This window comes from Streptomyces sp. V4I23 (assembly GCF_030817975.1).
Lineage (GTDB): Bacteria > Actinomycetota > Actinomycetes > Streptomycetales > Streptomycetaceae > Streptomyces.
Window position 1 is genome coordinate 7,763,601 of record NZ_JAUSZW010000004.1, and the last position, 22,305, is coordinate 7,785,905.

Here is a 22,305-nt window from a genome sequence, read left to right on the forward strand (position 1 = left end):
CTGACCTAGCCAGCTGCGGCGTCCGGTGCGGCCGACCGGCTGAAGGTGCTCTTCGGGCGCACTGGGCGGGATGGCCCGCGGCTTTCTACATCCAACCTGTGTTGTTCCTAGAATGGCCAGGTGAAGGACATCGACGCGATCGCAATGTTGCAGGATCCGGTGCGGCGCCGCCTGTACGAGTACGTGGCGGCACAGGGCCGCGAGGTCAGCCGCAACGAGGCCGCCGAGGCGGCCGGGGTGGCGCGCACGCTCGCTGCGCACCATCTGGACAGGCTGACTGAGGCCGGGCTGCTGGAGAGCGGTAGCCGCCGCCTGACGGGCCGCTCGGGGCCGGGGGCGGGCCGTCCCGCCAAGGTGTACACGCGGGCGCATGCCGAGCGGTCGGTGTCGCTGCCCGCCCGCGACTACCGCACCGCCGCCGAGTTGCTCGCCGAGGCCGCCGAGCAGGCCGGGCTCGACGCCGGGCTCTGCGCGGCCGCACGCCGCCGGGGTGAGGCCCTGCGCGGCTCGGCGGCGCCCTGTGGCGGCCTTGAAGAGGCCATGAAGTTGCTGGCTGCCCGCGGCTACGAACCGCATCTGGAAGACGTGGAGAGCGCCGAGTGCGCCCAGGGCGCCGAAGGCGCCGAGGGGGCGACCCGGGCATCCGCACGCGTCGTCCGTATGCGCAACTGCCCCTTTCATGCCGTGGCCGAACGCTTCCCGCCGCTCGTCTGTGGCATGAATCTCGCGCTGCTGGAGGGGCTGCTCGGCGCGGACGGTCCCGTCCGCGCTCGCATGGACCCCCGGCCGGGGGAGTGCTGCGTGGTCGTCGAGACTTCTAAATACAATGCTGATTGACATAGAAAGCCGGGCCGTGCTGGGATGAGGTCATGACTGCATCCGCGCATGCCGCCCACCTTGCCCAGCTCAACGTCGCCACGCTCCGCCACCCCTTCGACGACCCGCGCGTGGCGCCGTTCGTCGAGATGCTCGATCCGGTCAACGCCGCCGCCGACGGCGCGCCCGGCTTCGTGTGGCGGCTCGTGGAGGAGGGAGCGGCCGACGCCACCGGCCTGCGCCCGGCTGGTGAGAACGTCATCGTCAACCTGTCGGTGTGGGAGACCCAGGAGGCTCTGTGGGACTTCGCCTACCGCAGCGGGCACCTGGAGGTGATGCGGCGGCGCCGCGAATGGTTCGAACGGCACGTCGAGGCGCACCTGGTGCTCTGGTGGGTCCCCGCCGGGCACCTTCCGACCGTCGGCGAGGCCCTGGAGCGGCTGGCGGACCTGCGGGCGCACGGGCCGTCCCCGCGCGCGTTCACCTTCGCCTCCTCCTACACCGCCGCCGAGGCCGCCCAGCACCTTCAGGCCATGCCGCCAGCGCGGCCCGAGCAGGCCGCCCGGAGCGCGTGGCCGACGCCGGCCGGGGACTCGGCGGCGGTCTGAAGCAGGGACGCCCAGCCCAGCAGAGCGGCGGCACTGGTCTCCGTGATCGTCATGATCAATGCGGCCAACCGGCCGGGCGTCATGTCCGCAGAGCGACACATACGGCACACTGGCTGAGCCGGCCGCCGTCGACTGGCACGACCGAGCACATCGACCAGGTCATCGTCCTCCACAAGCCCGGTTTCGGTGCCGCCCCTGGACGGGTGTGGGCGCGAACATGCCGGGCGATGTCCGCGTTCTGGCGACGCTTGAGGGCGTCTGGTGGGGCATGTGCTCTGCGGGACGCAGGCTGTGACGGCGCCATCGGAGTCCATGGTCGACTTGTGCGCGGCGATCCGAGGTGATGCTTGCGACGGGGGTGTCCTGCCGAGCCTTGACAGTGAGCACGGTGTCGGGTTCCGCATGGTCGGATCAGCGGCTGGAGTCGCTGTCGACGGAGCCTCCAGTCCGGTCCGGAGACGGAACCGAGCGGACAGATACGGGCGTCCAGGCCACCATGAAGGATCACCCGGACGGCATCGTCCTCGTGAGCGATCCGTGGGCCACCGCTGTTTCGCTCAAGGACTGCGAAGAGAAGCCGGTCGACTGCCGCGGTCTGCTGCGCGTGGACAGTCGCCGCTCCGATCCGTACGGCGGCTGGGCCCGCCTGTGCGTGGGCGTGGCGGAGCGTCTTGGTGCCGCCGGGATGCTGCTGTCGCTCGGCCGGCGCCGGCTGCTCGTGGAGGGCTGCCGGCCCCCGGTCCTCCAGTACAGCCTCTTCGAGGGGTACGCGGCCAAACCGCGCGCCCTGCAGTCGGACGCCGACGAGGACGAGATCCATACGGGCACCAGCCGCTGCTCCGCACCCGCAGGGACGACGAGACGCAGCGCGGGTGCATCAGCGGCGGGAATGGTCAACTGCGTCACCAAGTGGTGGCACTGGTCGTACCGGGACCGCTCCAGGGCCTGGTGCACCACCGCCGTCTACGGTCCCGTGGAACGGGAGCGTGCCGCATGACGGGCAGCAGTTCTGTGATCAGCTCGGACGACCGCCGGGCCGGCACCTCCGTCGTGGCGAGAGCCCTGCGGATCACCGGCCGCGACCGGCGCCCCGTGTTCGGCTCCGCCGTCCTGGCCAGCGCGGCGGCGCTGCTTGTCGGAGGAGGGATCGTGGCAGGGTTCGCGCGCTGCGGCCTATGCCGGCAGTTGTCATTGTGATTGCCGGGGTGCTGATGACGTCCGGGTGTTCCGCACAACCAGAAGCGCGACCAGCCTCAGTGGTGCCGCGGGCGACCGCATCGGACAAGATCCCCGTAGCGCCTCTGACGAGGGAACAGTTGAGAGCGCTTACCTTTAAGGACGGTGAGGTTGCGGGGGCAGGCTCGATTCCGGTGCAGGACCCCCAGCCGAAGGAGGAACGGCGCTCTTTCCCGCCGGTGTCCGACCCCGTTTGCCAGACCGCGATCGACATCCGCAGTGGGGAGCGCGCGTCCACCGTCGTCTTGCAGGTATTCAACTGGAAGGGCGACATCTGGAGTGGCGGCTCGACGCTTGCCGCCTACGAGGATGGGAAGGCGCAGCAAGTCTTCGCGAAGCTCAAGCAGGCGCTCGGCTCCTGCCGCTCGTATGAGGGCACAGGCTGGGTCGGTAAGTTCAAGACCACGCTGACGATGGAACAGCCCCCGGACGTTGGGGACGAAGCCGCGCGTTTCCGGGAGACCATCCCCAGTAGTCCTGAGACCCCCGGGGACCGGCACGAGCAGTTCACCGTGGTGCGGGCCGGGAACACCATCGTGACGTTCCGGAAGCTGAACGTCGGCGGCAAGGCGTGCGCCACACCGGCGTGATGCCGGAGGTGGCCCACTGCCGCCGGAGACCGTCCATCATCGCGCGGACGGTGTCCTCGTCGGCCGCGGTGATGTCCAGGACCAGGAGCCCGGGCTCTGCGATGTGCTGCTCATCGACCTGCATGTCCCTTCCGACGGGCCCGCTGGGGCGTCCGGTTCGCGGGCCGCTGGAGAAGCATCCGTACGAGGGGGCCGGGGCACCGGCTCGCCCGGTACTGGTCGCGCGGACCGGGTCCGGGCCGTAGACCGGGGGGCGACGTCTTGGCCGCCTGAGCGAACCACACCTTCCTCATGTCCTCGCCGTTCAAGGCGGGAAAGGGCCTGTGGCGGCACCAGGATCCTCTACGGTGTCGCATGACAGTCTTGATCATTGGCGGCAGTGGGTTCCTGGGCACTGAGCTGGTCCGCCAGGCTCAGGCAGCAGGGCACGCGACGGCCGCGACCTTTGCGTCCAGGTCCGGCAGGGCTTCAGGTGGCACGTGGCACGCCCTCGACCTGAGGGAACCCGGCCGCATCGAAGCACTCATGGCTGAGGTGAAGCCCCGCGTGGTGGTCAATGCGACGAGCGGCTACGCCGACTGGGAGGTCACGGCTGAGGGGCCTGTCCGCCTGGCGATGGCTGCGGCACAGCACGGCAGCCATCTGATCCATGTGTCCAGCGACGCGGTGTTTTCTGGCGGCCGCGTCCACTACGACGAGTCCTGCCTTCCTGACCCGCTCACCCTACGGTGCGGCGAAGGCCGCAGCGGAGACAGGCGTACGCCTCGTGTATCCAGAGGCCGTGATCGCCCGCACCTCGCTGATCATCGGCGACCGGCAGTCTGCGCACGTACGCGCGGTGCACGACTTGGCCGCCGGCACCCGCGACGGCGTCCTGTTCACCGACGACATCCGCTGCCCTGTGCATGTCGCCGATCTGGCTGGAGCGCTTCTGGAGCCGGCGTCGTGCGACGCGTCCGGTATTCCATCTGGCCGGGGCCGACGCTGTGAGCCGTCACGAGCTCGGCGTCCTCATTGCCGGGCGTGACGGTCTCGACGCTTCCCGGCTGCCCGCGGGACTGCGGGCCGCGTGTTTCCTGGAGCCCTCGACCTGCGTCTCGACAGCCGGGCGACCCAGCGGAAACTGCGCACCACACTGCGCGGTGCTCGGCAGTCCCTGACGTCACCGGCATGACCGCCCAGCCCGTCGGCCGATGAGCGAGGGGCCGGGTCGTCCTCGCGACGCCGGCCGCTCTGCTGTTCGCGTAGAGACGGCGGTATTCGAACCTGCGGCGTGTCCCGGACGCGGAACCGCGAGCCGCCCCAGCGGCACGCGAGAACCACCTGGAGCGAAGCCGTACTTTCGGCGGACGGCGCCCGCCGCCCAGACTGCCGACAGACCCGCCCTTTTGGCCACGGCCCCAAGGCGCTGGCGACAGCCCCGAGGGTGGCCGCCGCCCGAGTCGCGAGCCCGCGCCGTGGCCACGGAGGCCGATCTGGACACCGGCCCCCTCCACCACCTCCAGCTCCCCGACCTTGCCGAGTTGAGGGACCGGGGCGTGCTCGACTCGGACGCGCTGGGAGACTGACCTGGTGAGCACGATGCGCCGCCCACTGGGCACCGGCCCCCGCCCGTATCCTGCCGCTGAAAGGGACGACCGCGGAGGACGCAGCCGCACAGCTGCCGAACTCGCCGCCCAGCTCGCTTCCGCCCCGGCCGAGCCTCAGCCGCACCGATCGGCCGCCAGCCGTCGTCCCCTGGGCGCCGGACCGGAAGTGACCCAGTAGCCCTCATTTGAGGGCCAGTTCATAGAAGGCTGGTGTGCTGATCACTTGCTGGACAAGCGGAGATCTCCGGACCAGGTCTCACACCGGACACGGCCGGAGCCGAAGGTGATCTCCAGTGCGAGCCGCCCGCTGTCCGAGGAACCCTCTTCGCTGACTGCCAGTACCGTCTCGCCGAGGTGAGCCGCGAGCGGGGTCTCGCCGCTGATCGGCGCCACCTCGACGCGGCCTGACTCCGCCATGTCGTATCCCGTGAAAGGGGCCGTCATCTCCACGATCAGGCACCAGTCCGAACCGGTCGTGACGTGCGTGGCGACCGCCTCGCTGTCGATCAGCCATACGTCCAGCGGGCGGGACGGAGCCTCTGAGCCGTACAGGTGCCACGAGGCGACTACTTGCTCAAGACGGCGCCCTACCAGGTAGCCAGGGCGCACACCGGCCCCGTGCAACGGGCACTCGCTCGCCCTCTTCGACTCCACCCAACGACCGTACCGTCAGATGAGCCCCCAGCTCACACTCTTATACGGGAGGAACTCAGACGAGTACCTATCCTGCCCAGATTTCCGGCCCCTGCTTGACGACGACGAGTCCGCGAGCCCGGTCGGATGGCCAGAAATCTACCTGATACAGGAAGTGGTCACCGGGGCCTCCATTGGTGTCGGCCGACGGTGGTCCGGCAGGGACGTAGGAGACCCGAACGCGTAGCAATCCAGCGGGAACAGTCAGGCTCGGCCCGTCGGCGGGATCGGTCCCGGGGCTGGACATGGTGAGCTGACCGGTTGGGGCGTCAAGGTCGGTCTCAACGATGTGCTCGGCCGTCGGGTCCGTTGTTGGCGTGGAGGCGTGAACGGTGATCAGCGACTCGACCATGTCGTCCCGAGCTGTGCCGACGGAGATCGAGTGCGGTTCAACGCCGATGCGATGGACGTAAACCGCTTCTTTCGTCCATCCGGCGGGGGCCAGGTCTGGGTCCGTCGCGTGTTCGGCGATCCACGCGTCATAGGGGTCAAGGTCTTGGACGTAGAACTGCCCGTGATCGGCGTCGATCACGAATCTCAGCGAAGCGTCTGCCGCTGCCCCCAGTCGCCGTAGGGCACTCTGGGAGGAATTCGCCTAGGCCGGAGCTGGGCATGTCTCGCGGAGTGGAGTCGTCTGTGTCATCGTCGACGGTGTACCCGCGCACTTGGTCCGTTGCGTTGGCGATCCCGTCGCTCTGACTGCCGAGGCGCGCTTCCGTCTGGTAGACGCCGTCGCCGGCGTAGGAGTAGACAGCCAGATCGGGATAGCGGTCGTGGTTGTAGTCGGCGACGGCGATGCCGCGCGTCTCGCCGAGGTCGAGGTCGCGGGTGCGCTGGCCGCCGCCCGCAGCTGAGAACGGCCCCCACCGAACCTGGGCAACGCTCGGGTCGATCGGATCGTCGCCGCGCCACTCTCCAGTGGCCACCACCACAAGGTCGGTCCACCCGTCTTGGTCGAAATCTGAGACAGCGGCCAAGACGTCCTGCTGATCTTTCCCGGCGCTGCCTACCAGTTGCCTGGCCCCCACTGGCGTGCCGTAACCGGAGTCTTTGCCGAAGGCGATAGTCAGCCGCTTTCCGACACGTGACGGATCTGAGACGCGATCGGCGTGGCCGTCGCCGTCCACGTCCACGACGAGATCGTTCGATCGCGTCAGGCAAGGCTCGATCGAGGGCTTTCCGGTGGGGCGCGGGGGTGCGGACGGGTCGCTGGCGCACGCGGCGATCGGCAGCAATGCCACTCCCATGGCCGCCGCCACGGTCCCCCGCGTGATCCGCATCCGGACAAGCGGGTGCGTGCGGGTCTTCATACGGGTTCAGACGCCGGTGGATGACGAACAGTTGCGGTGCAGGCTGGTTGGAGAACCGGGGTTCACCGCGATCACTGGTACCCGGTGTCACCGCACTGCCCGTGAGGGAACCTCCGCTTCAGTGACAACTGTGAGGATCGTGGGGTGCCGCCGGGGGCGGGAGCCTGACCTGTGTGACAACTGGCCTCAGCTGCCTTGGAGTAGATCTGTCGGCTCCGGCCCCGGGCGGTGCTTGCTGCCGCCGGACCGGCGGGCCTGTCCCGATAGGGGCCTTGCCCCACAAGGCGCCATCACATTTCTGACCGCCCACCCGGCCTGGCGTCGGCCATCAGCCCCAGCCGATGAAGGAGCCGCGTGACCCTCACCAGCATGCCCCAGCCCACGCTGCCCGCACAGCGGGCAGCACAGCCCGCGGAGGACGTAATCCTCGGGGTCGACGCCCACAAGGACGTGCACGTCGCCGCAGTGATCACCATGCTCGGCGCACGGCCGGCCCACCAGGAATTCCCGACAACCGCTGCGGGATACCGCCAACTCCTCGCCTGAGCACGCTCCTTTGGCATCCTGCACCGTGCCGGAGTGGAGTGCACCGGATCCTACGGATGGGCACTGGCACGGTTCCTGCAGCAGGAGAACATCCAGGTCATCGAGGTCAACCAGCCTGATCGCGCCGGCGCAAGCGGGGCAAGACCGACGCCGTCGACGCGGACGCCGCTGCCCGCGCGGTCCTGTCCGGCCGCGCCACGACCACGCCGAAGACGGTGAAGGCCCGGCCGCGGACCTGCGCGTCCTCAGACTGGCCAAGGAATCGGCCGTCAAGGCCCGCACTCAGGCGATGAACCAGCTCAAAGCCGTACGCCTGGGCGTCGATCCCGCACTCCGTGAGTCCTTGTCCGGCCTCAGGAACCCGGCGCTGATCGCGCGGTGCGCGGCCGGCCTTGCCGACAGCGACGACGCGGCCGTGTTCACCCTCCGCCTCGTGGCCCGCCGCATTCGGCACCTGACCGGCGAGGTCAAGGAGCTCGCCCGCCGAGTCACCCAGGCCGTCCGCGGACACCGCCCGCAGCTGCTGGAGATCGTCGGCGTCGGGCCGGACAGTGCCGCAGCCCTCCTCATCGCCGCCGGCGACAACCCCGACAGGATCGCCACCGAGGCGTCATTCGCCGCTCTGACATAGGGGCATCTACTGGCATGAACACTGCTCATCGGCGCCGGATTCAGGCGCTCGCAGGATCCAATGCTCGTCAAAACCGGCGCCTGCAATCGCCTTCTGGACCGCAAATCTATGGGTCACCATGCCACCAGTGACTACGGTTCGCGTAGATCATGCTGCCGAGGAAAGGGAGTGGGCAATCGTCCACAGGCCGCGGATCCGGTCGCGCCGATGAGGACGTCGGCGCCGGTGGAGTGCCAGGTGGGGATGGCCGCCGCTGGCAGGGATCTCGGTGTAGGGGCCGTCGACGCTCTTGGTGGCGGGCGCGAGGTGGGCGGCGGCGTATTCGTCGGCGGGCCAGGATCCGGGTGGCCGGCGGGGGACCGCTCCAGCACGGTGCGCCCCGGGAGAGCGGTGGTCATCACTGGTCACCGCCGTTCTCGTAGGCGTCGATCAGGTCGGCGATGGCATCAGGACTCGCCGCCTTGCCGAACCAGGCGCCGTCCTCGGTGAAGACAGGCACGGCGTCGCGGTCGGCGTCGAAAGCGCAGAGGTACGGGCGGTTTCTTTCCAACCTGGCCTGGGGCGGTGGTGAAGGGCACCTCTGGCGGTAGCGGGTGGATGCGTGGGGCAGGATGGGCTTCGTGCCCACCATGGTTGTTGAGATTCACGTGCCCTTGTCGCCGACGCCGAACCTGCCGGATGGGGCCTACCCGTATCCCTGGATCGAGGAGGTCGAGGACTTCCTGGCCGATCTCGAAGACCAAGGCGATGTAGAGGTCTTCGATGACGGTGAGGAAGTCGCGGACGCCTACGTCTTCTGCGTCACCGGAGCCGGTGAAGAGGATCTTCTGGCGGTGGCGTCCCGCGTGGCCACGCTGCCCGGAGTCCCTCCGGGGACCTTTGCGGTCGTCAGTGACGACGGGGCCGAGGAGCTCGGGCTGGGGCGACGGGTAACGCTTCCGCTGCCCATGGCCTGAGGCCCAGACTGAGCCTTCGTCACCTGGCAGAGTTCAGGTGAAGTGGGTGGGGCCACCGCGTGAGTGACGAAGTGAAGCTCCTGGCAGATGAGTTGTCGCCCGAGATCAACCTGACCGCCCGGAGCTTCGTGTGCTTGTCTGCCCATCGGGGGTCGATCTTTCCAGCTCGACCCTTCGGTTCCTGTCCAGCCTGCTGCGGGCCGACCTCTTCAGCGCGTACTCGACGGCGCAGACTCGCCGCCGACCGGTAGCGCTGCGGGTGCTGGCCCACCTGCGTTGCGGTCACTCCTACGCCAAGCATCCACCTGGTCCGCTCCCGCGGGATCCGCCCGGACTCCTCCGCGGGACCGGTGTACTTCGTGCTGTACGACCTGGAGACCCAGCAGCGGGCCCGCAAATTGGCCGCCGCACTGCACGCCGCCCTGTACGGAGACCTCGAACCACTCACCCACGCGGCGCCCGAAGCCGCCCAATGACCCCGGCGGGCACCAGCACCGGTGCCCCGCCGGCCGCCGCAGCGGCCCGGCAGCGCCAGAGAGCCCCCTCCAGCCATCGGCGCGGACAGGCCACCGGGCTGCGGGGTCCCCGGTGGGCCGCCCAGGCGCCGGGCGGCACCGGCGACTGGGCACCGGCCGGGAAGGAGCGCGTGCGGCGTGGTGACGAAGTCTGGGGAACTCGCCGGTGGGTACTCGCCACTGGATCATGGCCGGCGGATACCAGCGACGCCGCCGTCCCGCCGACCTTGCGGCACTCCCGCCAGCCGTGCGCGATCCCGCCGACGAATGGAGACGACAATGCAGGACAGCGCTCCGTCACAAGCCGCGAGCGGCCCGAGGAACCGACGACGCACCTCAGCACAACTCACCACGCCGTCACAGGCCGAAGGAGAAGACGGCTCAGACAGCGACGACAGCGACGACAAGGGCTCCTAGGGCGTGTATCGAAAGTGCATGCGGAGATAGGCGTGGCGTAGTACTCCTGGAGAGCCTCAGGAAACACGTCTTCCTCACTTGGAGTTGTTGATGGCCGTTCGCCGTGTCGTACCCAATGTCCAGTCGGAGGCTGTGCAGGAGAGCCGGGAGTTCTACGGCCTGCTCGGGTTCGAGGAGGTCATGAATCACGGCTGGATCATGACGCTCGGCTCCCCGTCCAGCCCGGCGGCGCAGGTCAGTTTCATGGCCAGCGACAAGACCGCACCGGTCACGCCCGACATGAGTGTCGAGGTGGAGGATGTGGACGCGGCCTACGAGATCATGCAGGAGAGCGGCGCGGAGATCGTGCACCCCTTGCAGGATGAGGAATGGGGAGTGCGCCGGTTCTTCGTCCGTGACCCCAACGGCCGGGTAGTCAACGTGCTGGGCCACCGCTGACGATCATCCTGGTCTTGAGCGAGGGTGCTGGTCACAGCCACTCGTTGATGGCCGCGACAAGTACGGTCGCTTCGTAGCGGATGGCGAGCTTCTCATAACGGGTAGCCACCGCCCGATGCCTCTTGAGGCGATTGATGCCGCATTCGACTGCGTGCCGCTCGCGGTAGTCGATCTCGTCGAACTGTGGCGGACGGCCACCGCCGGAGCCTCGCTTCTTGCGGTTGCGGACGTGGTCGGCCTTGTCCGGGATGGTGCAGCGGATTCCTCGACGCCGCAGGTAGGCGCGGTTCTTGCGGGAGGCGTACGCCTTGTCGGCTCGCACCCGGTCCGGTCGAGTGCGGGGTCTGCCCGGCCCCAGCCGGTGCACCCGGATCTTCTTCAGCACGGGTTCGAACTGCGGAGAGTCCCCACGCTCCCCGGCTGTGATCACAATCGACATGGGCTTCTGGCCCTGCTCAACGGCCAGGTGCAGCTTGGTGGTCAGGCCGCCGCGAGACCGGCCGAGACCGTGGTCGTCCGGCTCGGTGTCGACGCCGCCGGGCGGTTCGACCTGCAGGTCCCCCTTTTCCGCGCTCCGGCGGCGTGCTGGTGGGCCCGGCACACCGTGGAGTCGACATTGATGTCCCACGTGATCAGGTGTTTTGCGTCGGCCTGGGCCTGCAGCTCGGCGAAGATGCGCTGCCAAGTGCCGTCGCGCTGCGAGCGCCGGAACAGGTCGTACACCCGGGCCCACGGGCCGTATCGTTCCGGCACATCCCGCCACGGAGTCCCGGTCCGCGTCCGCCACCGTATGCCGTCGATCAGCTGCCGCCTCGTCCATATCGGCGGGCGCCCCGGTTCCTTCCCTTGAGGCAACAGCGGCTCCAGCCGGGCCCACTGCGCATCCGTCAGATCCCCACGTGCCACGAAGCGAGATCACCGCATCTCAAGATCCACTTTTGATACACGCCCTAGCTAGTAGTGCTTCGTTAGGTTGGGTCTCCTTCTGGTTTGGCAAGAGAGCGGCCGCAGGTGGTGCATGTGCCGGTCCAGCACTGCAGCAGATTCCGGAGGGCGTCGAGGACCTGGTAGAGGGTCAGGCCGGCGGTGTACTTCTGGGTCGACCCGTAGGCCGTGTATCGGAAGTGAATCGTGCGCATAGGGTGTCGGCACGTCGCTGAGCCACATAGCCCTCTCGTCCGGCCGTTCGATCGAGCTCACCGAGCTGCGAATGTCTTCGACCTACGGAGGGATGCTGGAGGGCTACCCGTGCAAGCCCACCAATGACATGGAGGTCAGCGACCTCCAGCGGCAGGCTGAACGTGCGTTTCCCTCCACGCCGGTCCATCTGGTTCCACCCTCCCGCGAGTACCCGGACCAGACGCCGGCGCCTTCGGCCCCGTCGAGGTGCTGCCTTCCGTGGCCTGCATCGCGGTGGGCAGCGGGCTCGCGGCGGCTGCCGGTGCAGGGACGGGCCGCTCGGCAGGCCACGTCCAGCCCGGACAGCCGCCGTTGCTGCTCTTCGGTTCCCCAGAACCTGCTCTTCACCACCACTTGGTTGCCGGCTCAATGAAGGGGGCTGCTCGGGGCTGAGGAACATCGCGTAGATCGTCCGCCAAGCCCCTGGTCGTGCTCATCGCGCATCGGCGTACAGTCGCTCGATCAGCTGGACGACGATCTCCGGCTCGCGTAGCGTCGGGAAGTGGTCGGAGGCGGCCAGTCGGACCGGGCGGCAGGGGGGATCCGGTCCGCAATCTCCTCGTTGCAGCGCACCACCCGCCCGGGGGTCCTCGCGCCCCACTGCGCACCGGTTCCAGCCGCGGTCTCCAGGCCCCCTTGCTCCCGCACCGGGCCGCCTCGGCGCCGTCCAGCGCCGCACGTAGTTCATCCGTGATGAATCGGTCGCTGACGCACACCCATGAGCCGAGTGTCAGTGCTGTGGCCCAGGATGACGGGCATGATCCAGACACTTCCGCTGGCCCTGCCGGGCACGCTGGTGGACTTCCACCGCATCGACTTGACCGCCCGCTACTCCAAAGGATGGGGTCCAGGGGTCGACGATGTCGCGGCCGGACCGACCGGTGAGATATACGCGCTGTCCCGCGTGCACCGGTACATCTACGGCGTGGCCGACGACGAACAGGACCCGGCGACAGCCAACTTCGGCTACCGGATCATCACGCGGTACTCCGCAGGTGGCGAGGTGCTGGCGAGTGCCGTGTGCTCCCCGGACGACGACGAAACCGCCTCGGCTGTGGCAAGCGGCGGTGACATGACGCTGTGCGTCCTGCCGGACGGCATCCTCGCCGTCAGTGCAGGCCCGAACAACACCACGCTGGTCGCCCCCGACCTGAGCCGGGTCATTGCTACCTACGACTCCAAGGACAACCGCCCCTTCGAGGAGTTCACACCGGGCGATGCTTTCGCCACCTCCATCAGCGTCACGCCCTCGGGCCGCCTTCTGTGCAGCGTCGCCGAATACGGTGTGTGGAACTACGGCAGCGTCATCACCAACATCGTCGGCGTGGCCGACGGCGCCCTGACGGCCGCTTCCAAGCCGACGATCAACGCACTGGCCTCGCTTGATCCCGAACCGGCCCGCCAGAGCGATGTCGACCTGCGCGCGCACGTTGCGTACCAGGGTGCCCCGGTCGGACTGGCGAACCGGCCCCGGCCCGCGCTGACCGAGCTGGTGGCCGGCGAAGACCGCCTCTCGGGCTGGCGCGACTCACGCCTCGGCCGGCCCGTGCCGCTGGCCGATGACCTATTCGTCGTCCCCCTCTACGCCAAGACGTTCCGCGGCGGCAGCCGGGGCCAGCCGTTCGTCTTCGCCCTCGTCAACGACCAGGGGGAGATGACCGGACGCCTCCACGGCATGCACGAATGGCGCGACTCCCCTTTCACCGGCTTCTGCTTCAACGTGGCCGCCGACCCGCTTCGGGGCTACGCCTACCACCTCAACCGCTACGGCCTGTACGCGTGGAACAAAGCCGGGGTACTGCGCGTCAGACTGGACACCGAGACCAAGGCCTTCAAGCCGCTGACCCACTTCACACTCACCGCCTGCTCGCCCGCCGGCGACCTACTGCTGGTCCACAACAAGCAGCACCTCATCCTGCGCGTGCCCGCTCCCGACGACCTCACCGGCCTCGCGGCCGCAGTCGAGGAGGCCCTGCGCGCGTACGCCCGGCAACGCACCGCCCTGAAGAAGCAGTGGGCACCCGTCAACTGGCACTGGACCCAGACGTCAGCACCGGTCCACCGTATCTGACCGGCCGCACCAAGCCGCCGCCCTGCGCGCCCAGGAGCGAGTCCTGCAGGGGCATTCCCGTCCGCCCGGGGGGGTGGGCCGAGGTCTGCACACGGCGCTCCCGGGCCCCGGCAGGGGCCCCGGGAGCGCCGCGGGCAGGCCACTGTTCGGCAGGCGGCTGGTGCGCAGGGTGCTGCCCGTAGCGCGGTGTCGTCATGCTGCCGCCTCCGCTCCCTGTCGCGGTGCGGGCAGCACAAGCGCGGCATCGGGGTGGCCGGAGAACGCCGCCGCGACGACGCATTGCAGTACCCACCGCAGCGCATCGATTTGTCACACGAAGTAGTCGTCCGAGGGGAAGTCGGCCACGCGGTCGTGCTTCTCCTCGAACTCTGACAGGACGGCACGGATGCCTGTGAGCGCCTTGCGCTCCGCTCCGCATCCGTGGATGTCGACCTCCGCAATTCGCGCGCGGAGGAAGGCTGCGAGAGCAGCATCCTTGGCAGGAGTGTTCTCCGAGCGGAGTGCGGCATCGCGACTGAAGATCAACGGTTTTCCTCTCTCCTCGGGCGAGGGATGCGCCCGAAACCTCTGGCGCTATCGGTGGTGAGGGCGTGCATGAGTTCAGCGGCGAAGCGCGTCACCGCCGGCATGCAGGCCGCCAGTGCCGGGCCTTCTTCGCGACGGGCGGCGGCCCGCGCAAGATCAAGGCGGCTGCCCGCCGTGGCGGTTGACCCACAACTGGGGTCAGCAGCCGGGGGAGGGAATGCCGTCACTTCGCTGACCTCCTGCCCTTGAGCCGTACGACCCGGTCGGGCGTGAGTCGGATCCGGCCCGGCCCGAGACAGGCGTGCTCCGGTGCCGAGTCGTCCTCCTGGCCGGGGCGAAGAACGACCGCCGACAGCAGCAGGAAGCCGCGGTCGGGGTCGCGGGCGATGCGGCAGAGCACCGTTTCGTCCTCGATGCCGATTGTGGTCACGACGCGGGCTGTGTAGAGGGACAGGGAGCGGTGGAGCAGGCCGGTCCGCGGTAGCCGGTAGCGGTCGCGGTGGCCGAGTGGTCCATGGGCTTCGGCCCAGATACGGACCGCTGCTGCAGGGTTCTCTGCTGACCGGTCGACCACGTAGTGACGGCCAGTAATCAGCTCCTGGACCACGACGTGGTCGTCCAGCCGCTGTGCGGCCGCAGCCTGCCGAATCTTGCGCCAGGCGGACATGAGTTCGTCAGCGCTGCGGCATGTGATGGGCTGCGAGATGACTCCGGTGTGGGCGGGGGACACCACGAACGCGGGCAGTTGAAGGAGCTGAGTCCAGCGGAGGGCCTCCATGAGGCTGGCCGTGCGCAGGGTGCGAGCGGCGGGTGTCCCTGCGGATTCCAGGAAGGCGGCCTGGAGTCCGCGGTCGTGGGTCGGTACGCGGGTGCTCATCGCCCGCTCGCGGCGTGGTGGACCGGCGCGTCGATGCCGACGACGAGCCGATCGGCGATATCGGCCAGGCGCTGGGCGCATGCTCTGTCGTCGGGGCCCTGCACGACCCAGTGGGCCAGTCGGTCGTCGATGCTGCTGAGGGGCGGCGCGGAGACGTAGGCGCCGAGACGCTGGTTCAGCACCAGTCGTTCGAGCCAGGGCTCGAACGTGTCCAGACCGGACTCGCCGGGGCTGGACACGCTGAGTTCGGAGATCCGGCCGCTGAGGCGCGGGGAGGCGAACTGGACCGCGGCGGTTGACGCGGCCCGCGGAGACAGGTCCGGTTCGGCCCCTGTGGCGACGGCGGCCGCCGCGGCCGGCAGGTCGATGCCGAGCGCGAGCTCGACGAGAAGGGGGATGAGGTCGCCTCCAAGGCTGGGGCTCACGTGGGTGATGCGCGGGCCCCGATGGGTGAGCCTCAGCTTGATGTGAAGCAGGCCGGATGAGATGCCGAGGGCCTCGACGGCGCGGCGTACCACGGACGTGACGGCTGGATCCCGCACGAGGGGGTCATGTGCGCGCACCACGTGGCCCACCTCAAGGACCGTGGGCGCCGGACCAAGCACCTTGCGAGTGATGGCGACGATGCGTGTCCGCTCCGGCCCCAGTACGATCGTCTCGGCGCTGACCTCCTCGCCCTGGAGGAACTCCTCCACAAGGCATTCCGTCACCGCGAACGCCGACAGGCCCAGGACGCTGGAACTGGTCGCCGCCCGGTAGGCGTAGCGCACCTCGGACTCGCTATCCGCGCGCCAGACGCCCGCACTCCCGTCCAGGCCACGCGGCTTGACGACAACGGGGAAACCGAGCACTTTCGCGCGGTCGACGGCGTCCTGCTCGGTGCCGGCCGCGTAGGACCTGGTCGACGGCACGCGGTGCTCGGCCAGGAGACACCACCTCTCGGCCTCGTCCCGGCAGCGGAGCGCCGCTTCCGGCGCCATCCCCGGAAGCCCGAGAGCGTGTGCGAGGCGCGCAGCAAGCTCCACGTGCTGGTCCATGTACGTCAGGACGCCGGCCACCGGCCGCTCGGAGGCGAACTCCTTCACCATCACCGCGGCCAGGTCGGGCGCTCGTAGATCAACGCTCAGAAATCCGGCAGCGTGCGAGGTCGTCCACGTCGGTGCGGTGCCGTCCACGAGCACGATCGGATGGATGCGGCGATGCGTTCCAGGCCGTGCAGGAGTGCCCGCAGGGGGAGGCAGAGAGCGGCACCGAGCAGTCCGGCTGTGAGGACTGCGGCCGCGGCGAGCAGGTCCCCGCCGGTCTCGATGGCCCAGGAGGCGAGGAGGGGAGCGGTTATGACGGCCATAGCGAGCTGCGTGCCCCACACGCCGGCGTAGAGGCCACGGGCTCCGTCCGGGCTGATGCGGTTGATGAGGTCGGAGGCTGTGCTGAAGAGAAGGACTTCGCCAGTGACCGCCGCGGCGGCGAGGCTGTATCCGACCGTCGTCGAGGCGAATCCGGCCGTGCTCATCCCGAGGCCAAGGATCAGCGAGAAGAGCGAAGAGGCCAACCATCGACTGCGTGCCGGCGGCGCGACGGCTCAGCACGGGCATGAGGATCGGTGTCACGATGACGACGCCCGTGGCGGCCGCCACCTGGGTCCAGCCGTAGGCGGCCGCGTCCAGGCCGTCGACCGCCATGAGCATCGGCAGGACGGTGAACATCCCTGCGCACGCCGTGAGAGCGAACAGGCTGAACACGCACACGAGCCAGAGCCGGACGTCGCGGAGCGCCTGACGGTCCGACGAGCGCGCGGCGCGCTCGGGCCGTCTGCCCGCGCGTGCTTTCTCCGGGCGCATGAACACTGCGGTGATCAGGGCGAACGGCGCACAGGCGACGGCGTTGAGAGAGAAGAGGAAGCCGATACCCGTGTCGGCGGCGAGCAATCCGCCGGCCGCGCCGGTCACGGCCGCGCCGACGTTGACCGCGAAATGGCGCCAGCCCGAGACGAGGGCGCGCCCGGCCTTCGTGGGGATCTGGTCCTGAATCGTGGCGGAGACGATCGGCCGGTGTGCGTCGTAGACGTGGCCACCACGAAGGAAGCGGCGATCACCGCTGCCTTCGACTCCGCGGCGGCGAGAAACGGCAGGGCCGACGCGGCGCAGACCATGGTGGCGATCAGCGCGGTGCGGCGGAGCCGAACAGGTCGGACAGCCAGCCGCAGGTGAGTTGGCCGACGAGCCGTCCGAGCCCGAACGTGGCGATCGCTGCGCCGGTCACGTGTGTGGTGTATCCGAGCTCGGCGAGCCGGTAGGACTGGAAGGGGAAGGCGAAGCCTGCGGCGCGGGCGATGAAGGTGCCGATGAGCAGTGCCCAGATGACCCCCGGCCACTGGGTGGGCGTCGGTGAGACGGGCGCGGGTGTGGGTGTGAGGGACAGCGACATGCGTACCGCGGTGGTCACAGACGCTCCAGGGATGAGGCGAGAGAAGCAGGTGTGGGGCGCCGCCTAGGTGGTCGAGGGCGCCCACTGGGGCTGACTGCCTCCGCAGCTGCGGATGCCCGAGGATCTCCGACGGGGGCGGTCACCCTCGGTGCGGGCCAGCCCGGCCCTGGCGAGGGCTCGGTGCGTCAGGTAGGCGTAGTAGACCCAGCCCGTCTTGCCTGCGTTTGGCCCGGATGTCACCTTGCCCCACGCCCAGTTCTGGCCATGGGGGTAGGCAAGGCAGTAGTGGGTGAAGCCGGTGCCCTTGTAAAGGACCCCGAGCGACGTGTAGCCCGTGCCAGGCCGGTCCGCAGGTTGACGGCCGTGGTCGTCGTCGCCCGGTGAGGCTCGTCCCACTCGTGGGGCGCAGTACTACAGCCTTTGGAGCGGCTTCGGCGAGGAGGGGTTCCATGCGGTCGGCCTCGAAGAGGTGAGGAGAGTCGAGCACGCGAACGAAGCTCGACAGGGAAGGCGGTGCTTGCCCCGTGGGTGTGTCGATCGAGGTACTGATCGTCGACTGGTCACACATCGAGGCCGCTCCGCCGGACGAGCGGGCTGACCTCCTGGAGGAGGCTGCATTCGGCGAAGCCACGCGGCCCAATGCCGACGAGGGCTGGACCTGGCCCACACGGCCTGCCGCCGACTGGTACGCGAGCTATGAGTTCTCCCGGACGCTCGGCTCGTACAAGCCTCACTTCTGGGCGGGTGAACGGTGGGAACGACTCCGCGACTTCGCGGATCAGCGGCTTCGGGGCATGTTGGACCGCTTCGCTTCTGTGCTGTTCTGGCACGGCCTCGAGTACATGGAGGACATCGATGCGGAGCAAGTACCCGAGCGGTCAAGCCCTTGGCCGGCGAGCACGCTCATGTGGAGCTCGCCAATCGAGACAGCAGAGCTGAAACTCCTGTGGGAATGCGTCTCTCCGCAGCTGGAAGCACTGCGCCAACCGTTCGACCGGCACGTCGCGCGTCCAGAGGGCTGGATCAACGACTTCGATTCGTTCGTGACGTTCCTGGAAGGGTGGAACGAAGTCGTCACTGCCGCGCACGCCAGGGGATGGGGAATCGTCGGACTGCGCTGCTGATCAGCGGGGCTGTTGTCCCCACCGGCAGCTTGCAAGGGAGCCCCCAACAATACTTTTGCGGCATGGCTGATCTCTACGAACTCCAGCTCGCTTTCGACCTTCCGGACGACCGCAGCAGGGACAAGGCCCCCGACGCTGGTGTACAGGTCGCCGAGGTGTACCGAGGCGTCCGCTGAGGCCATCGGGTGACGCGTGGGCTCGTCGGCCGCATGTCTGCTGACTCTCGCTTCGCTGTGCCGGGCGTTCTCACGAGGCGTCCGTCATCGTCTCGTCCACCTGCCGAGGGAGGGCCGCTCAGGGCCCGTTTGCGCAGGCATCACGACGAGAAGCCACTCGGGCGCTGAAGTGAGAGTCAGCACGGAGTGCGGTTCATCGTCCACGCCCAGAACCGGGCGCGCGCCCTGACCAGGCTGCGCAACCCCGGCCTCAGGGCGGTCTACCTGCGCGGCAACACCGCCCCGCCGACACCGGACGAGATCACGGCCGTCCTGCACCACCCCGACGGCCTCATATGGCGCACGGCCCCCGACAACGGTGTCGCCGTCGCCACCGAGCTGTGGCGGCCGATCAGGCGCCTGCTGAGGGCGTAGCGCCGGAAAAAAGATCGCGCACGAACCGAACGATCCGCATCCGCCCACCGTCTAAGTGCTGAACCGTCGTCGAGGGCATGTGGTGGGGGACTGTGCGAGCCGAAGAGCAGGATCCTCTCAGCCCGGCACAGGCCCGTCGCGTCAGGGCGGTGCTCGCGCTGGGAGGAGTCCCGCGGGACGACCACGCGGACGGTGTGCAGCAGGTACGGCTGAAGCTGATCGAGCGCCGCGCTCAGGGCACGGAGTCGCCCCGCGACATCGGCGCGTGGGCCGCGGCGGTCGCCTCCAACTACGCGGTCGACTGGCATCGCGGCAGGAACCGCCAGGAGCGGGTCAGTGAGCGGCTGCAGACCATGACCGCATGGCGGCAGTCCGTCCCCGGGCCGGAGGAGGGGGTGCTCACTCTGGCGGTGGCCGAGGGCATTGAGGCGCTGCCACCTCTGCAGAAGCAGGTGCTCATCCTGCGGTTCTACGCCGACCTGACGGTTCCGCAGATGGCGGAGGTCCTCTCGGTACCGCTGGGCACCGTCAAAAGCCGCCTGCATGCGGCGGTCCAGGCCATGCGAGTCCATCTTTCAGCGGATACAGGGGTACGAGGATGACGGGCGACCAGGAGACGGAGGACCTGCTCGACGAGCAGGTGAAGCTCATCGGCGGGTTCATGGAGGAGGACGAGCAGCCGGCTGGGGAGCAGGGCGTCGTGACGCTGCCCGAGGCGGGGGCCCGGCGTCGCAGGGTCCGCGCGCTGCTCGTCGCGGGGGTGGGCCTGGCGGCATCGGCCGCGCTGTTCCTCACTCTGTGGGCGCCTTGGGATCCGGCGCCGGCTGAGACGGCGAGACTCTCCGAGTCGGGAATCGTGGCGTGCTCGGAACTCATCGCCGAGGGGACCGTGAGCCGTGTGAGGTCCGCCGAGCCGGGGACGGTCCGCGTCCGGCTGGAGGTCGACCGGTACCTCAAGCCCGAATCGGGACCGGGAGAAACGGACTTCTCGGTTCCGCAGAAGGACGGTGCTGCCTACAAGGTGGGAGAAAAGGTACTGGTGAGCGTCTCGCGGTTCGAGGACGAGGTCCCGCTGCTTTTCATCGGCGAGGAAATCGAGCCGACCTGGGAGTGGATGAGGACAGAGGCGGGCAAAGCCGATCGCCCCACATGCCCGGGGCGCGGGTGACCGCAGGCGACGAATGATTTTTCCTTCCCTGGTGATCTTCAGACTGCTTGCTGACTCTGGCTTCGCTTGTGCCGGGCGTTCTCACGAGGCGGCCGTCATCGTCTCGTCCACCTGCCGAGGGAGGGCCGCTCAGATCCCGTTTGCGCAGGCATCACCATGAGAGCCACTCGGTCGTTGAAGTGAGAGTCAGCACCCGCCGGCCGACGGCTCCGGTGACCTTGCACGCGTCCTTCGTTGCTCTGGTCGGCGGCACGCGCTGGTCAGGTCCTGCGTCCACTGCCGCGGGTAACCGGAGTGGTCGGGGGCTCCTGCCCGGAGTCCCCGACCATCAGGGCCCCGCGAGCCATGCACGGCGCGAGGCCGCCCGGCCGAGCGGCGCCCGGCAGGGTGCTGCCGGGCGCCGCGGCGGATCGCAAGAGGAGTGCTGCCCGGTGGCCGGGGCCTATCCGCGCAGGGGGTCCGTCCGGGAGGCGGGCACCAGGTCCCACCACCAGGAGATCGACGCGATGTCCAGCGGGTCGGTGCTGTCGTCGGTCGGCCTGTCGGTGAACGCGCTGGGGAGCAGGGCCGGGTCGTCGGGCGTGGTGTAGCGCAGGGAGCTGATGCTCCAGTCCTGGGTGGCCCGGATGAAGGAGGAGAGGCCACGCAGGTACTGCCGCATCTGCGGGCTTCCCTGGTCCTCCAGCTTCGCGCGCAGGCTCAGGAACAGGCACATGACGCGGTCGCGCTGGGCGACGGCCATGGTGAGGGCCGCTTCCGGGCTCAGGTCGTACTCGTGCATCAGCACGCGGACGACGTTCAGGTAGTAGCCCGTCCCGCGGCTCTCCTTGTGGTGGGAGTAGATGTCGTTGTCCCACGTCGTGATGAACGAGGTCATCTCGGCGGCGGCCCGCAGTGCCTTGCTGTCCCGCTCGTGCGGCTGGAGCTCGAATCCTTGGCCCATCTCCAGGAACGGCTGCACGACGGAGGTGGCGCCGTCGTAGAGGCGCATCAGCGCGTAGTCGTTCAAGGTGGGCACCCGGTTCGCGGCGCGCTGCTCCGCCTCCCAGACCACGGCGAAGAAGTATTCGCGCAGGGTGTCCACCCACCGTCCGGCCTGCAGGGCGGTTCCCCAGCGCGACACCCGCAGCGTCAGGTCGCGCAGGCCTTCAGCCAGTGGATCGTCGGTGAGCATGGGCGCCTGGGGGTTCTGCGCTATGCGCAGCAGACGGTGGAGCACTGCCGCCAGCTCGTAGGGCTTGTCGCCCAGGTCGCCTTCCTCGCAGTAGCCGTCGTCCACGGCGAACAGCCATATGACGAAGTCGGAGAGCAGGGCGACAACTTCCTCCTCGCCCTCGGGAAGGATCCGCGAGGCGAAGACGCCGATGTCCTGCGTGACGAGCCGGCTGCGCCATTCCTGGGACCCGAGGTTGAACTGATCGGCCCAGGCGGCGGTCCGTGCATCGATGGCGGCGTGGCTCGGGTGGATGGCGGACGGGATGGGTGCGTACGTCGGCGGAATCGCCAGGGGTGAGGTCACGTGCTGCCCTTTCAGCTCATCAGTACGCGAGCACGGCGCGTGCACACGAATCATGGCCGGAATCTCACGTTAAGTAATCACCGCGCATGGTACTGATGCTGAGTCAGCCCTCCAAGGGGGCCTCTGTGGCAGGAGGTCACCAGAGGGGGACGGACAAGGGCCGCCAGTCTTCCCCTTGTTCACCTACGGGCACGGGCCGCACGATGCACCTGCTGACGGAGGACTATCAGGCACGCCAATGGCCTTGTCGCAAGCGACCTTCGTCCTCAACGAGCCCAGCGCCTGGGAACGGCCCGGCACGCCGCGGCCGCGAGGGCAGACACCGAGGGCGCCGGACCGAAGGGAATCAGAGTTTCCCTTTGTCCTGAAACAGCCGCTGAATCGGTACGGTGTGGCGCGAGCCGCCCGGTATCCAGGGCGCTCGGAGGTGGCCATCGCGGACGCGACAGCCGCTGGTCGGCCCTGTCGGTCGAGGGCGGA

Annotated in this window: 26 protein-coding genes and 4 pseudogenes; 18 read left to right on the forward strand and 12 right to left on the reverse strand. The window is 68.9% G+C overall.

All coding sequences use genetic code 11. From position 1 onward, the window contains the following. Window positions 1-120 precede the first annotated feature (120 nt). The 5 genes from QFZ82_RS37755 (at window position 121) to QFZ82_RS37775 (ending at window position 3,250) form a co-directional block, all read left to right on the forward strand. A complete protein-coding gene (locus tag QFZ82_RS37755) occupies window positions 121-837 on the forward strand; it encodes a metalloregulator ArsR/SmtB family transcription factor (protein WP_307717399.1) in 717 nt (238 codons plus the stop codon). A gap of 32 nt (window positions 838-869) precedes the next feature. Beyond that, window positions 870-1,424 (forward strand): DUF3291 domain-containing protein, encoded by a 555-nt coding sequence (locus QFZ82_RS37760; RefSeq protein ID WP_307717400.1) that lies wholly within the window; start codon window positions 870-872, stop codon window positions 1,422-1,424. A 496-nt stretch (window positions 1,425-1,920) separates the two neighbouring features. After that, window positions 1,921-2,421, forward strand: a complete 501-nt coding sequence (locus QFZ82_RS37765; protein ID WP_307717401.1) for a hypothetical protein — start codon at window positions 1,921-1,923, stop codon at window positions 2,419-2,421. Further along, window positions 2,418-2,621, forward strand: coding sequence for a hypothetical protein (locus QFZ82_RS37770; protein ID WP_307717402.1), 204 nt, complete (start codon window positions 2,418-2,420; stop codon window positions 2,619-2,621). Before QFZ82_RS37765 ends, QFZ82_RS37770 begins: the two co-directional genes overlap by 4 nt. A gap of 173 nt (window positions 2,622-2,794) precedes the next feature. Then, window positions 2,795-3,250 (forward strand): hypothetical protein, encoded by a 456-nt coding sequence (locus QFZ82_RS37775; protein WP_307717403.1) that lies wholly within the window; start codon window positions 2,795-2,797, stop codon window positions 3,248-3,250. Here the strand turns inward: QFZ82_RS37775 and QFZ82_RS37780 are convergent. Beyond that, a complete protein-coding gene (locus QFZ82_RS37780) occupies window positions 3,168-3,374 on the reverse strand; it encodes a DUF6207 family protein (protein ID WP_307717404.1) in 207 nt (68 codons plus the stop codon). The two genes, QFZ82_RS37775 and QFZ82_RS37780, sit on opposite strands and share 83 nt — an antisense overlap. 230 nt (window positions 3,375-3,604) lie before the next feature. Between QFZ82_RS37780 and QFZ82_RS37785 the strand changes: the two are divergent. After that, window positions 3,605-4,424, forward strand: a pseudogene (locus tag QFZ82_RS37785) (NAD(P)-dependent oxidoreductase). Between the two features lie 634 nt (window positions 4,425-5,058). Here the strand turns inward: QFZ82_RS37785 and QFZ82_RS37790 are convergent. From QFZ82_RS37790 to QFZ82_RS37800, 3 genes are all read right to left on the reverse strand, one after another. Beyond that, window positions 5,059-5,493, reverse strand: a complete 435-nt coding sequence (locus tag QFZ82_RS37790) for a hypothetical protein (RefSeq protein WP_307717405.1) — start codon at window positions 5,491-5,493, stop codon at window positions 5,059-5,061. Between the two features lie 67 nt (window positions 5,494-5,560). Continuing rightward, window positions 5,561-6,064, reverse strand: a complete 504-nt coding sequence (locus QFZ82_RS37795; RefSeq protein WP_307717406.1) for a hypothetical protein — start codon at window positions 6,062-6,064, stop codon at window positions 5,561-5,563. Then, on the reverse strand, window positions 6,021-6,665 hold the full coding sequence (locus QFZ82_RS37800) for a VCBS repeat-containing protein (RefSeq protein ID WP_307717407.1): 645 nt from the start codon (window positions 6,663-6,665) through the stop codon (window positions 6,021-6,023). Before QFZ82_RS37800 ends, QFZ82_RS37795 begins: the two co-directional genes overlap by 44 nt. A 531-nt stretch (window positions 6,666-7,196) precedes the next feature. Here QFZ82_RS37800 and QFZ82_RS37805 point away from each other — a divergent pair. From QFZ82_RS37805 to QFZ82_RS37830, 6 genes and pseudogenes are all read left to right on the forward strand, one after another. Further along, complete coding sequence (locus QFZ82_RS37805) at window positions 7,197-7,388, forward strand: hypothetical protein (protein ID WP_307717408.1); 192 nt, start codon at window positions 7,197-7,199, stop codon at window positions 7,386-7,388. A gap of 289 nt (window positions 7,389-7,677) precedes the next feature. Next, entirely contained in the window at window positions 7,678-8,019 is a 342-nt protein-coding gene (locus QFZ82_RS37810; RefSeq protein ID WP_307717409.1) for a hypothetical protein, read from the forward strand. A gap of 629 nt (window positions 8,020-8,648) precedes the next feature. Further along, window positions 8,649-8,975: a hypothetical protein gene (locus QFZ82_RS37815; RefSeq protein ID WP_307717969.1), complete on the forward strand. Its 327-nt coding sequence runs from the start codon at window positions 8,649-8,651 to the stop codon at window positions 8,973-8,975. A gap of 130 nt (window positions 8,976-9,105) precedes the next feature. Continuing rightward, window positions 9,106-9,285: pseudogene (locus QFZ82_RS37820) on the forward strand (IS5/IS1182 family transposase); the annotation flags it as partial. A 40-nt stretch (window positions 9,286-9,325) separates the two neighbouring features. Next, window positions 9,326-9,451, forward strand: a complete 126-nt coding sequence (locus QFZ82_RS37825; protein ID WP_307718004.1) for a hypothetical protein — start codon at window positions 9,326-9,328, stop codon at window positions 9,449-9,451. Window positions 9,452-9,997: 546 nt separating this feature from the next. After that, window positions 9,998-10,345, forward strand: a complete 348-nt coding sequence (locus tag QFZ82_RS37830; protein ID WP_307717410.1) for a VOC family protein — start codon at window positions 9,998-10,000, stop codon at window positions 10,343-10,345. A 31-nt stretch (window positions 10,346-10,376) separates the two neighbouring features. On the opposite strand, the gene QFZ82_RS37835 is transcribed toward QFZ82_RS37830, so the two are convergent. Continuing rightward, window positions 10,377-11,251 (reverse strand): IS5 family transposase gene (locus QFZ82_RS37835; protein ID WP_373429381.1). Its coding sequence is split into 2 segments (ribosomal slippage): window positions 10,377-10,861 and window positions 10,861-11,251, totalling 876 coding nucleotides; the frame shifts between segments, so codons are not numbered across the junction. Between the two features lie 304 nt (window positions 11,252-11,555). Between QFZ82_RS37835 and QFZ82_RS37840 the strand changes: the two are divergent. Next, window positions 11,556-11,761 (forward strand): annotated as a pseudogene (locus tag QFZ82_RS37840) (hypothetical protein); the annotation flags it as partial. Between the two features lie 520 nt (window positions 11,762-12,281). Beyond that, the gene (locus tag QFZ82_RS37845; RefSeq protein WP_307717411.1) at window positions 12,282-13,595 is read left to right on the forward strand and encodes a hypothetical protein; all 1,314 of its coding nucleotides are present in this window, start codon (window positions 12,282-12,284) and stop codon (window positions 13,593-13,595) included. A 309-nt stretch (window positions 13,596-13,904) separates the two neighbouring features. Here QFZ82_RS37845 and QFZ82_RS37850 read toward each other — a convergent pair whose 3' ends face one another. From QFZ82_RS37850 to QFZ82_RS37870, 6 genes and pseudogenes are all read right to left on the reverse strand, one after another. Further along, window positions 13,905-14,120 (reverse strand): hypothetical protein, encoded by a 216-nt coding sequence (locus QFZ82_RS37850; RefSeq protein ID WP_307717412.1) that lies wholly within the window; start codon window positions 14,118-14,120, stop codon window positions 13,905-13,907. A 223-nt stretch (window positions 14,121-14,343) separates the two neighbouring features. After that, a complete protein-coding gene (locus tag QFZ82_RS37855) occupies window positions 14,344-14,997 on the reverse strand; it encodes a hypothetical protein (RefSeq protein ID WP_307717413.1) in 654 nt (217 codons plus the stop codon). Beyond that, complete coding sequence (locus QFZ82_RS37860) at window positions 14,994-16,172, reverse strand: acetyl-CoA carboxylase biotin carboxylase subunit family protein (protein WP_307717414.1); 1,179 nt, start codon at window positions 16,170-16,172, stop codon at window positions 14,994-14,996. Before QFZ82_RS37860 ends, QFZ82_RS37855 begins: the two co-directional genes overlap by 4 nt. Continuing rightward, window positions 16,121-16,510: a hypothetical protein gene (locus QFZ82_RS37865; RefSeq protein ID WP_307717415.1), complete on the reverse strand. Its 390-nt coding sequence runs from the start codon at window positions 16,508-16,510 to the stop codon at window positions 16,121-16,123. Before QFZ82_RS37865 ends, QFZ82_RS37860 begins: the two co-directional genes overlap by 52 nt. Before the next feature lie 85 nt (window positions 16,511-16,595). Continuing rightward, a pseudogene (locus tag QFZ82_RS39905) lies at window positions 16,596-17,144 on the reverse strand (MFS transporter); the annotation flags it as partial. 13 nt (window positions 17,145-17,157) lie between these two features. Continuing rightward, window positions 17,158-17,442 (reverse strand): hypothetical protein, encoded by a 285-nt coding sequence (locus QFZ82_RS37870; RefSeq protein WP_307717416.1) that lies wholly within the window; start codon window positions 17,440-17,442, stop codon window positions 17,158-17,160. 506 nt (window positions 17,443-17,948) lie between these two features. On the opposite strand from QFZ82_RS37870, the gene QFZ82_RS37875 reads away from it, so the two are divergent. The 4 genes from QFZ82_RS37875 (at window position 17,949) to QFZ82_RS37890 (ending at window position 20,306) form a co-directional block, all read left to right on the forward strand. Next, on the forward strand, window positions 17,949-18,548 hold the full coding sequence (locus QFZ82_RS37875; RefSeq protein WP_307717417.1) for a hypothetical protein: 600 nt from the start codon (window positions 17,949-17,951) through the stop codon (window positions 18,546-18,548). Window positions 18,549-18,910: 362 nt separating this feature from the next. After that, window positions 18,911-19,138 carry a hypothetical protein gene (locus QFZ82_RS37880; protein WP_307717418.1) on the forward strand — a complete coding sequence of 76 codons (228 nt, stop codon included), beginning with the start codon at window positions 18,911-18,913 and terminating at the stop codon, window positions 19,136-19,138. Window positions 19,139-19,215: 77 nt separating this feature from the next. Continuing rightward, complete coding sequence (locus QFZ82_RS37885) at window positions 19,216-19,740, forward strand: RNA polymerase sigma factor (RefSeq protein WP_373429382.1); 525 nt, start codon at window positions 19,216-19,218, stop codon at window positions 19,738-19,740. Continuing rightward, the gene (locus QFZ82_RS37890; RefSeq protein WP_307717420.1) at window positions 19,737-20,306 is read left to right on the forward strand and encodes a hypothetical protein; all 570 of its coding nucleotides are present in this window, start codon (window positions 19,737-19,739) and stop codon (window positions 20,304-20,306) included. Before QFZ82_RS37885 ends, QFZ82_RS37890 begins: the two co-directional genes overlap by 4 nt. 442 nt (window positions 20,307-20,748) lie before the next feature. On the opposite strand, the gene QFZ82_RS37895 is transcribed toward QFZ82_RS37890, so the two are convergent. After that, window positions 20,749-21,825, reverse strand: coding sequence for a selina-4(15),7(11)-diene synthase (locus tag QFZ82_RS37895; protein ID WP_307717421.1), 1,077 nt, complete (start codon window positions 21,823-21,825; stop codon window positions 20,749-20,751). Between the last annotated feature and the right edge of the window lie 480 nt (window positions 21,826-22,305).

Coding starts and splice junctions, on each gene's coding strand:
- QFZ82_RS37885 (WP_373429382.1), top strand. CDS start 19,216: ATGTGGTGGGGGACTGTGCGAGCCGAAGAGCAGGATCCTCTCAGCCCG.
- QFZ82_RS37890 (WP_307717420.1), top strand. CDS start 19,737: ATGACGGGCGACCAGGAGACGGAGGACCTGCTCGACGAGCAGGTGAAG.
- QFZ82_RS37865 (WP_307717415.1), bottom strand. CDS start 16,510: ATGAGCACGGCCGGATTCGCCTCGACGACGGTCGGATACAGCCTCGCC.
- QFZ82_RS37810 (WP_307717409.1), top strand. CDS start 7,678: ATGAACCAGCTCAAAGCCGTACGCCTGGGCGTCGATCCCGCACTCCGT.
- QFZ82_RS37770 (WP_307717402.1), top strand. CDS start 2,418: ATGACGGGCAGCAGTTCTGTGATCAGCTCGGACGACCGCCGGGCCGGC.
- QFZ82_RS37815 (WP_307717969.1), top strand. CDS start 8,649: ATGGTTGTTGAGATTCACGTGCCCTTGTCGCCGACGCCGAACCTGCCG.
- QFZ82_RS37780 (WP_307717404.1), bottom strand. CDS start 3,374: ATGCAGGTCGATGAGCAGCACATCGCAGAGCCCGGGCTCCTGGTCCTG.
- QFZ82_RS37760 (WP_307717400.1), top strand. CDS start 870: ATGACTGCATCCGCGCATGCCGCCCACCTTGCCCAGCTCAACGTCGCC.
- QFZ82_RS37830 (WP_307717410.1), top strand. CDS start 9,998: ATGGCCGTTCGCCGTGTCGTACCCAATGTCCAGTCGGAGGCTGTGCAG.
- QFZ82_RS37765 (WP_307717401.1), top strand. CDS start 1,921: ATGAAGGATCACCCGGACGGCATCGTCCTCGTGAGCGATCCGTGGGCC.
- QFZ82_RS37855 (WP_307717413.1), bottom strand. CDS start 14,997: ATGAGCACCCGCGTACCGACCCACGACCGCGGACTCCAGGCCGCCTTC.
- QFZ82_RS37845 (WP_307717411.1), top strand. CDS start 12,282: ATGATCCAGACACTTCCGCTGGCCCTGCCGGGCACGCTGGTGGACTTC.